The organism is Flectobacillus sp. (genome assembly GCF_049240685.1).
Taxonomy (GTDB): Bacteria; Bacteroidota; Bacteroidia; order Cytophagales; family Spirosomataceae; genus Flectobacillus.
The window spans coordinates 34,064-38,177 of sequence record NZ_JBMLSD010000075.1 but is presented as its reverse complement, the minus strand read 5'-3'; the positions used below and the strand labels follow the sequence as shown (position 1 = coordinate 38,177).

Genomic DNA, 4,114 nt, shown 5'->3' with positions numbered 1-4,114 from the left:
TCTTGGACTAGCTATTGCTTCAGTTTTTAAAATTGTATAAAAAATAAGTCCAAGACTAAGTCTTGAACTAGTCTAATCTTTTTTAATATTAGGCAAAAGATCATTATGATACTTTGCTATCTAGTTCGAGACTTTGTCTCGGACTGGCTATTGTTACAGTTTTAAACTGTTTAAAATTGAGAGTCCAAGACGAAGTCTTGAACTAGTAAGATTTTTCTTCTAAGCAAAAGCTCATTGTGATACTTTGCCCTTTATTCAAGGACAGACTACACTATTGTACTTCATACTTTTGTACATCCAATTAAAATACTATTTAACTTATGAAATTAACCTTTACTTATCTCTTGATTCTGATTGCCCTCCTTGCAAGTACTCCGCTTTATGCTCAGAATAAAGTCTCTATCAGCGGGAAAGTGATTGACGCCAAGACTTCTGAAGTCATGTCCTACGCCAGCATCCGTTTACTCGATGCTAAAACCGAAAAATTAATTACAGGTGGAATCACTAACGAAAAGGGCATTTTTTCACTCCAAGTTCCTTTGGGAGTTTATAGAGTGGCTGCCGAATTTATGGGTTATAAAATCTGGAAATCTGATATTTTAACACTCAATAAATCGAATTCCGCTATTGACCTTGGTAATATTTCTCTCGAATCACAAAGCCAGCAACTTACAGAGGTTGAAGTTAGGTCTGAAAAAAGTACTATGGAAATGGCCTTGGATAAAAAGGTATTCAACGTAGGCAAGGATTTGGCGAATGCAGGCGGTACGGCCAGTGATATACTGACGAATATTCCTTCGGTATCTGTTGAACCCGACGGTGGTATCAAACTAAGAGGAAGCGATAATGTCCGCATCTTAATCGATGGTAAACCATCTGGGCTAGTCAGTTTTAAAGGTGGTGCTGGACTACAATCTCTACAGGCAAGCATGATTGAGCGAGTAGAAGTAATCACGAACCCTTCGGCTAGATACGAGGCAGAAGGTATGGCTGGCATTATTAACATCGTTCTGAAAAAAGATAAAAAACAAGGTTTCAATGGTTCCTTTGATGTGATTACGGGCTATCCTGTCAATGAAGGTTTGGGAATTAACATGAATTACCGTCACCAAAAACTAAACTTTTTTCTGAATTATGGTATCGCTTATCGTATTACACCCAATATTGCTCATAATTTTCAACGTGTTTTTGACGGAGATACTACCCTGCTTTCAGACCAAAATCGTAATGGAAATTTGAAGGGTTTTAATAACAACATTCAAGGTGGCTTGGATTATTTCTTTTCAGAAAAAAGCTATTTGACTGCCTCCTATCTATTTCGTCGCTCGGATGCTCGTCGAATCACAGATTTGGTCTATAAAGATTATGTAAACTCCTTAAACAATCTTGTTAGAACGACCTATCGCCAACAAGACGAAAAAGAAACCGAACCAAACTCTGAATACGCTTTAACATATCGTCGAGATTTTGACAAAAAAAATCATAATTTTTCTGCCGAAGTACGCTATATCGATAACTGGGAACGCTCTGACCAATTATTTACACAAAATGCATTTAAACCCAATGGCTCGGTTGATCAAGCCCAAACTTTATTACAAAACTCCTTGAATGATGAATATGAAAAACAGTGGTTATTTCAGACGGATTATTCAAAACCAATACACAAAGACGGAAAAGTTGAGTTAGGAGCGAGGGCCAATTTTAGAGATATGGTCAACGACTATGTGGTAAATCAACAAAACGAAAATGGCGTATTTGTTCCACTGCCTGGGTTAAAAAACTACTTTATTTATACCGAAAACATCAACGCCGTGTACGGAATCGTAGGGGACAAATACAAAAAATTATCCTATCAGGTAGGATTAAGAGCTGAATGGACTAATGTAAAAACTACCCTACGAGAAACCAATGAAGTAAACCCCAGAAATTACTCAAACCTATTTCCTAGCGCCCATATTGCTTGGGAAATGCCCAACGAAAACTCTCTACAACTTAGCTTTAGTCGTCGTGTAAGACGACCATTCTACAATGATTTAAGTCCTTTTGCCACCTTTTCAGATAATCGTAACTTTTTTGGAGGTAATCCAAATCTTAATCCAGAGTTTACAAACGCTTTTGAAATTGGTCATATCAAATACTTTAAATTTGGGTCCTTAAGTTCATCTTTGTTCTACAGAGATACCAAAGACAAAATTCAAACGATTAGAAGTGTGAATGATTTGGGATTTGCTACAACAAGACCTGAAAATTTAACAGGAGAAAAATCATTTGGCTTAGACATCGCTTCACAGGTCAATTTTTATCAATGGTGGAAAAGTGATTTTAGTTTCAGTATCTTCAACGCCGATATCGATGGCAGTAATATCGATGAGAACTATAAACGAAATACCCAAAGCTGGTTTGCAAGACATACCTCAAAATTCAGTTTGCCCAACCGCCTAGATATTCAAGTAAGAGCTAATTATGAAGCTCCTCAAAAAACTGTACAAGGCAGACGTCTCTCGATGTATTATATCGACTTTTCGGTGAGCAAGGAAGTTTTTCAAGGAAAAGGTACACTCAATTTAAACATAATGGACATTTTCAATACCAGAGTTTCTCGTTTTGTGACAGAAGGAGCCAATTTTATTACCGATGGTAGTTCGCAATTTAGAAGAAGACAAATTAATCTTACCCTCAACTATAGAATAAAAAATGCTAAAAAAGTAAAAAGTATCATCAGTGACGAAACCAATTAGGCAAAAGCTCATTGTGATACTTTGCCCCAAACATTCAATTTTTATATCAACTAAAACAAATCTCAGCTTATGAAAAAAATCCTCGGACTTATTGCAGGCTTGCTTTTGATGCAAGAAGCATCTTCTCAAACACTCAATGTTGCCACTTATAATTTAAGACTTAACACGTCTGGCGATGGTATCAATGCCTGGCCAAATCGTAAGGAGGAAGTTAAAAAATTGATTCGTTATCATGAATTCGATATTTTCGGAACCCAGGAGGGGTTTGTTGGTCAATTAAAAGATTTGGTCGAAATGCCTGAATATACCTACACGGGAGTAGGGCGAGACGATGGTAAAGAAGCAGGAGAACACTCTGCGATTGTTTACCGCAAAGACAAATTCAAGTTATTGGAGCATGGAGATTTTTGGTTGAGCCAAACGCCAGATAAACCCTCGAAAGGCTGGGATGCCACCTGTTGTAATCGTATTTGCTCTTGGGGAAAATTTAAAGAAGTAAAATCAGGAAAAACGTTCTACTTCTTTAGTGTTCACTTCGATCACCAAGGGGTTGAGGCTCGTCGTCAATCAGGTTTCTTAATGGTTCAAAAGATTAAAGAAATTGCCAAAAACATGCCTGTTATTTGTGTAGGAGATTTCAACTCTACACCAGATACCGAGCAAATTAAGATTATGCAAGCGTCATTGGGTGATTCTTATTTGGTATCAAAAATGCCTCCGTATGGTCCTGTTGGCACATTTAATGGCTTCAAACATGACGCTCCACTCAAAGATAGAATCGATTATATTTTTGTAGATAAGCATTTTGAAGTATTAAAATATGCCGTGTTAACAGATGCTTATGATAACAAATATCCTTCAGACCATCAACCAGTGGTGATAAAAACGGTATTCAAATAATAATTACAATCCCATCAAAAGAGTATTTTTGATGGGATTTTTTCTTGCTATTTTTCTTAGCCAAAATCTCAAATAAATTCTCAAATTGGGGGCTCAAAAGACTAATTTAGTACAAAAATTCACACTTCAAAAGTTATAATAAACGGCCTTCTAAATATAACTTTTGAAGTGTGAAAGGGGAGCAAAGTATCACTGTGACACTTTGCTTTTCGTCCAAATTTTTACAGAATCAACGTTTTTAAAAAAATATAAGTTTTTGTATTTTTTTAAAAAAATTAACTTTGACCTTCACTAATCCTAAACTCACAAGAGAAAAATATTACAATATAGTCAGCATAATTGTTTGAGAACTCATGCGTTGAAAGTAAACGATTCAATACAAAACTCTGAGCGCAAAGATTTGAAGAGATTGCTGCTTACTTTAGGCTTTCAGGTATCAGCTTTCGGCCATGGGCTTTGGATAAAAGCATTTCTAA

2 protein-coding genes are annotated in these 4,114 nt (G+C 36.3%); both read left to right on the top strand.

All coding sequences use genetic code 11. The features are described 5' to 3' along the window. Positions 1–320 precede the first annotated feature (320 nt). Positions 321–2,738 (top strand): TonB-dependent receptor domain-containing protein, encoded by a 2,418-nt coding sequence (locus ACOVQ4_RS03665; protein ID WP_421819300.1) that lies wholly within the window; start codon positions 321–323, stop codon positions 2,736–2,738. A gap of 69 nt (positions 2,739–2,807) precedes the next feature. Then, positions 2,808–3,638, top strand: a complete 831-nt coding sequence (locus ACOVQ4_RS03660; protein ID WP_421819299.1) for an endonuclease/exonuclease/phosphatase family protein — start codon at positions 2,808–2,810, stop codon at positions 3,636–3,638. The last annotated feature ends 476 nt before the right edge of the window (positions 3,639–4,114 follow it).